This is a genomic window from Mycobacterium sp. (genome assembly GCF_025965855.1).
In the GTDB taxonomy this organism is placed as follows: domain Bacteria; phylum Actinomycetota; class Actinomycetes; order Mycobacteriales; family Mycobacteriaceae; genus Mycobacterium.
In genome coordinates, this window is record NZ_JAOPWB010000124.1 from 1 (window position 1) to 6140 (window position 6140).

General features: G+C 63.6%; 6 protein-coding genes. 2 read left to right on the forward strand and 4 right to left on the reverse strand.

Annotation, left to right across the window (positions count from 1 at the left end; translation table 11 throughout):
• Window positions 1-134 precede the first annotated feature (134 nt).
• The 4 genes from JWP83_RS09485 to JWP83_RS09500 form a co-directional block, all read right to left on the reverse strand.
• A complete protein-coding gene (locus tag JWP83_RS09485) occupies window positions 135-968 on the reverse strand; it encodes a mycofactocin-coupled SDR family oxidoreductase (protein WP_297729201.1) in 834 nt (277 codons plus the stop codon).
• 174 nt (window positions 969-1142) lie between these two features.
• Complete coding sequence (locus JWP83_RS09490) at window positions 1143-1799, reverse strand: GNAT family N-acetyltransferase (RefSeq protein WP_297729204.1); 657 nt, start codon at window positions 1797-1799, stop codon at window positions 1143-1145.
• 68 nt (window positions 1800-1867) lie between these two features.
• The gene (locus JWP83_RS09495; protein ID WP_297729208.1) at window positions 1868-3511 is read right to left on the reverse strand and encodes a GMC family oxidoreductase; all 1644 of its coding nucleotides are present in this window, start codon (window positions 3509-3511) and stop codon (window positions 1868-1870) included.
• A gap of 268 nt (window positions 3512-3779) precedes the next feature.
• Window positions 3780-4604, reverse strand: coding sequence for a helix-turn-helix transcriptional regulator (locus JWP83_RS09500; protein ID WP_297729210.1), 825 nt, complete (start codon window positions 4602-4604; stop codon window positions 3780-3782).
• 89 nt (window positions 4605-4693) lie between these two features.
• Here JWP83_RS09500 and JWP83_RS09505 point away from each other — a divergent pair, with 89 nt between their 5' ends.
• Both JWP83_RS09505 and JWP83_RS09510 read left to right on the forward strand, forming a co-directional pair.
• Window positions 4694-5674, forward strand: a complete 981-nt coding sequence (locus tag JWP83_RS09505) for an aldehyde reductase (protein WP_297729213.1) — start codon at window positions 4694-4696, stop codon at window positions 5672-5674.
• A 153-nt stretch (window positions 5675-5827) separates the two neighbouring features.
• Window positions 5828-6140: transposase (locus JWP83_RS09510; RefSeq protein WP_297729216.1), on the forward strand; the 313-nt coding region annotated here is incomplete at its 3' end.

The window sequence follows — 6140 nt, forward strand, 5'->3', positions numbered from 1 at the left end:
GGCGCTCACGGCACCACCTCTTGGGCCAGCCCAACACCCCTGAACCGCCAATACCGACACCACGACAACACCAAAGTCGGATGCTGTCCGTCAAGAACCGTGCCCACAACCCACTTGACACGACCTACAGCCAGCTAGAGCAGACTGGTCCCGGCGTCCACCGGAAGCACGACACCGGTGACATAACGAGAGGCGTCAGAAGCAAGCCACACAATGGCTTCGCTTACATCGCCGGTCTCTACCCACGGCGTGTCGAGAAGGGTATTCGCCCGTAAGGCGGGCTCGACATCAGCAAGGCTCGGATGCTCGAGATCCGGCCGGAACAGCTCGTACAAGCGGTCGTTCCAGATCATGTCAGATCCCACCATCGTCGGACACACGGCGTTGACGCGGATCTTGTGCCGGCCGAGCTCGAGCGCCAACGTCTTCATGAGTCCGATCACTCCGGCCTTCGAGGCGACGTAATCCGAGCAGTTCTCGACCGCCCTGATACCGAGCGCTGAACTGGTGAAGATGATCGAGCCGCCGTTGTCCGCATGCAGCATCTGCGGCACGACGGCTCGCGCGGTGTTGAAAGAGCCGGTGAGGTTGATGTCGATGACCTCGCGCCATTGCTTGGGGTCCACGTCCCACGTCATCGAGCCGGGCCCGAAGATGCCGGCGTTCACCGATACGATGTCGATCGGCCCCAATGCATCGACGGCCTCATCGACGAAGCGCTGGAGTTCTTCGGGATCGCGAACGTCAGTAGTGCGGGCGAACGCGGTACGACCGGCATGCTCGATAGCCTTCACGGTCTCGGCAAGGTCGGATTCAGTCGCACCCGGATAAGCGGGACTCTCTAGGTCGCGGCAGATGTCGAGGACTGCGACGTTGGCACCTTCTTGTGCCAGGCGAACCGCATGGGACCGACCCTGCCCCCGCGCCGCTCCGGTGACAAGTGCTGTCCGTCCGAGAAACTGAGTCATCGCTATGTTCCTTCCGTGCGACTGAACAAATGGGTCACCAGCCTCGATCGACCCCTTGGGAAGACCTCATCCGCAGATTTCACGAGATCGCCTGTGCAATTGCGTATTTGGTTGCGCTGGCTTGGGACTGCCTGAACTGTTGCCAACATCGGGCACAACGCGATGTCGAAATGGTCAATGCGCAAACGTGATCGGGTCGGGGGGGTCGAACGAGAATGAGTCGGGTTCGCGCCACATGGCCCACAGTGAGGGGCCGCCGTCGGGGGTAGCGATCTCGCCGGTGACTTCGAAGCCGAACCGCTGGTAATAGGGGACATTATCTGGATTGGTCGATTCGAGGTATGCCGGCAGATTTTCGGTATCGCAGCGATCTAGTCTGGATCGCAGCAGCGCCTGTGCGAATCCGGCGCCGCGGACGGTCGGATCGCTGCCTATGACGGCCAAATACCAATGCGGTTGGTTGGGGTGGTTGCGCTTGACCGATTCCTCGACGTCTCGAACGACCCTGGCGCGGGTGCGCAGAGCCCACAACAGGCCTGGCGTCATCCGCAGTTCCTCTTGCCGCGTTGGTTTCCACCGACCAAGTGGATCCCATAATGTCGCCGCGACAACGGCCCCGTCTGCCATGGCGACCTCGACGCCGCCGCCAGCCAGGAAGTGATGCCGGGTCATCGTGGTGAACATGCCCGCCAGCGCGCGCTCACGGACGTGGTCGTCGGGCACCATCCACTTCATGAGTGGATCGTGGTAAAACGCCCGGCCGAGCATGCGAGACAGCGGCGGCACATCGGTGCGGTCCGCACGGCGCACATTGTGAACATCGGTTGTCATCTCGGATCCTCCTGGTCATGGCGAAAAGCATTGACCTGCAGTGCCGCCGAGAGCAGCGGCGCGGTATGTCAGAGCTCGTGGGTGGCGATGAGCATGTCTGCGGCCCGTTCGCCGATGACCACGCACGGGGCCATGGTGTTGCCGGTGGTGATGCGCGGCATGACGGAGGCGTCGGCGATGCGGAGGTTGTCGATGCCGTGAACGCGAAGGGTGCCGTCAACCACGGACATGGAGTCCCTGCCCATCTTCGCGGTGCCGCAGGAGTGCCAGTAGCTGGTCACGGCATCGCGGACGAAGTCTTCCAGGTCGCGGCATTTCAGTTTGCCCGGTATGACCTCGCGACTGACGAACTGGCGCAGCGGATCGGCATTGCCGATTTCGCGGCACAATTCCACACAGCCGATGGCGGCCTTGAGGTCATCGGGATCGCCGAATGTGTTGGCGTCGATGTGAATCGGATCGCGTGGGTTCCCCCCGGTCAATTTCAGACGCCCCCGGCTCTTGGGGTGCGCCAGGCCGCCGGCCAGCGTCCAACCCGACGGTGGCAACCCGAATCGGGCGGCGGCTTCGTCGCTGCTGGCGATGGGCACCTCGGCTTGGCAGATGAACACGTCGGGCGTCTCTGAGTCGGAGATCGTCGAGTACACCGTCGACTCGGACATGTTGTTGCGCGGCGGAAGGGGCACCTGATCGTGCCAGACGCAGTACACGGCGACGTGGTCCTGAAAGTTGCGGCCCACTCCGCTAAGGTGCTGGCGCACCGGAATGCCGACGCGCTGCAGCTCGGTCTCGTCGCCGAGGCCGGAGTACATCAACACTTTGGGGGTGTGCATGGCGCCCATAGACAGCACGACTTCCGCGTCGGCTCCGATATCCAGTGTTGTTCCGCGGTACGAGATCTCGACACCGGTGGCGCGGTCGCCGTCGAAGGTCACCCGCATCACGAGGGCCTGGGTGAGGACCGTCAAGTTGGGTCGGTCCATGTAGGGGTAGGTGTAGGACCGGAATATGGATTCCCGTCTGCCGTTTCGGGTAAGGACGTCACTGATCGCTGCTCCGCCTGGACCTTCCATCATCCGTCCGTTCGGATTCTCGAAGGTGGGTATGCCGATTGAGCGGGCAGCCGTAACGGTGGCCGGCGCCAGCGGGCTGGGCTCGGGGGCCGGTTGCACGAAAACCGGCCCACCGGTACCGCGATACTGCGGGTCCGGAGCACCATGCCAGTCTTCGATGCGGCGATAGATGCCGAGCACCGCGTCATAGCCCCAGCCGGGGTCACCGGCTTCGTCGGCGAAGTAGTCCCAGTCGCTCCGATGTCCGTGGGCCCAGATCATCACGTTGATGGCCGATCCGCCGCCCAGCACTTTGCCCATCGAGAAGGGAATGGATCGCCCGTTGACCCGTGGGTTCGGTAATGACCGGAAGCCCCAGTCACGTTCGCTGCCCAGATTGGACGGCCACTGGCTTGCGTCGATAACGCCGGGGCTGGTGTCGTCACCGCCGGCTTCCACAAGTAGCACACTGACGTCGGGGTTCTCCGCCAAGCGCCGGGCCACGACCGAGCCCGATGAGCCCGCACCGCAGACGATAAAGTCATACCGCGGTTTCAACGCGAACGTCAGGCGTTCCTGATTGACGCGGACCCGTTCGGAAGCCTCGTGTGCCAGTCGGGACGAGACACCGATCGGGTGATGTGCGGGTTCGGTTGGCATTGCAGGCTGCTCCTCGCTTTAGCTGTGTCACAACCAGATTCGCACCGGGAGCGCAGTTCATCTAGGCCGCTGTTCTCCTGGTAGCACTGTGGACATGATGCGGCCACCGTCGGGGGCGTCGGATGCCGCAGACGCCTGACGACCTCCTCCGCGTCCGCGCGCGATCGCGTGAGGAAGCTCGCCACAGGGACCTGTTGCTAGTGACGTGCCCACGGTTTGCGGCGACGTCCATCGACGTAAAGCGTTGGTGCCCAGGGTCTAGGCGGTGCTACGCCAACGGATGCGCGAGGCTGGAAAGCAGACGCAGGCGCTCCTCCGACGGTGATCCCGGTTCTGCCTGGTAGGCAACGAGTGCCTGGCGTGTATCCGGAAGAACGAACGCCCGGTAGCGCAGCTCCAGCGGGCCTACTTGAGGATGATCGAACAGGGCGGGACCGCTGGTCTTCTGCTTGACATCCTGGCGAGCCCACAAGGTGCGGAATCGCTGGCTGGCGATGCTCAGCTCGCCGATTAGCGACTGCAGCTCGGGATCGTTGTTGCTGTCCTCGGCGACGATAAAGCGCAGCCAGGACACCAGGACGGCGGTAACCGCATCCCAATTGCGCACCCACTCGCGCACTTCAGGCTCCAGGAACACCGCGCGCAGATGGTTGAACCCTGGAGCAAAGTGCGGCATCAATGCCCGGGCCAACGGGTTGGCGGCCAGGACGGTCATCCGGCGGTCCTGAAAATACGCCGGAGTCAGGGGCCAGCTGTCGATCATCGTCGGAATGCCGGGATCGAGTCGCTCGACGGCTGAGCGGCGGCGGCGACGGGGCGCGGGACGCGCCAGATTGCGCATGTACTGCACGGCGTCATCATTGAGTTGCAGCGCCTGGGCAAGGTTTTCGAGGACCTGATCGGAGGGCTGGCGTTCGCGGCCTTGTTCAAGTCGCAGGTAATACTCGGCGCTGATGCCGGCCAACATGGCGACTTCTTCGCGGCGCAGACCCACTACCCGCCTGCGGTCGCCCTCGTGCAGACCCACGTCGGCGGGCTTCACGAGATCGCGCCGGCTCCGAAGAAACGTCGCCAACCCGTTCGGATCAGCCATGAGCCAACGATATCGCCGTCCTGTCGAACGAGGGTAGCCCTGCTGCTACCAGGAACGACCCTGCCTGGTAGAGCTGGCTCATCACCCGCATGATCGATTTCATGACGGGTGAACGGGTTCTGGTGACGGGCGGCTCCGGGTTTCTAGGGTCGCATTGCATCGTCGCCCTGCTCAACACCGGATACCGAGTGCGCACGACGGTCAGAGCACCGAACCGCGAAGCAGAGGTGCGCGAAGTGATAGCCGCCGGCAGGGCCGGTGGCGATAGCCGTCTGCTGGTCGTGCCGGCCGATCTGAAGTCCGACCGAGGCTGGGCTGAAGCAGTCGACGGTTGCGACTATGTTCTGCATACTGCCTCCCCGTTCCCTTTTGACGAACCGGCCAGCGAGGACGATGTGATCGTTCCAGCCCGGGATGGGGCACTGCGAGTGCTGCGTGCTGCCCGCGATGCTGGGGTGCGAAGGGTCGTCATGACGTCGTCGTTCGCCGCTATCGGATTCGGCCACGCCGATACCGGCCGGGAGTTCACCGAGGACGACTGGACCAATATCGACGCAGATGGCCTCAGTGCCTACATCAAGTCCAAGCCCGTCGCCGAGCGCGCCGCATGGGATTTCATCGACCGCATGGGTGGTGGAACCGAACTGACCGTAATCAACCCGGTTGGCATTTTCGGCCCCTCGCTGGGCGCTAATCTCTCCAGTTCTGTCCGGTTAATCGCGATGATGATCAACGACGGACCGGTTCCCAACATGGCGTCACCGATCGTCGACGTGCGGGACGTCGCCGACCTGCACGTGCGCGCAATGACCCATCCTGGCGCCGCTGGGCAGCGCTTTATCGCCAGCTGTGACGATGCTCCGCTCACCATGCGCGAAATCGCCTACATGCTACGGAATTGGACGGGTGCTCACACGGTCACCGACGCGCCGGCCGTCGGAGAGAGCCCACGCCCGTCGAATCAAAAAGCGAAGTCGGTCTTGGGTTTTGCGCCCAGATCAGCCGAAGAGGCGCTAGCCGCCACCGCCCGCAGCCTGTCAACGGCGCGGCTTCTGGATGTTCGCCACTGAACGTAGCGTCGCTTTCCCGAGCAATGCTCAGAACCTGTGGATGGTTCTCGGCCTGGTGACGTGAAGGGGCGCACCTTCCCGAGGGTGATCTCAATGTCCAAGTAGGTCTGATCAAGAGCCGGCGTTGACGCGCTGGTTCGGGAAGGTACGCCCATGCTCAAGGTTGTCCACGACGCGGATGGGTCCAACGAGAACCGCACGGCGGGCGCGTCGTTGCTCGACGAGATCGTGCGTGACGGTGCACGGGCGATGCTCGCAGCTGCGTTGCAGGCCGAGGTCACCGCCTACATCGATGCCCATGTCGGCGAGGTCGACGAGAACGGGTATCGGCTGGTGGTGCGCAACGGCTACCACGGCGAACGCGAGGTGTTGACCGCCGCGGGTGCGGTGGGCGTGCGGGCGCCGAGGGTCAACGACCGTCGCATCGACGCCGAGACCGGGGAACGTCGCCGGTTCTCCTCGGCGA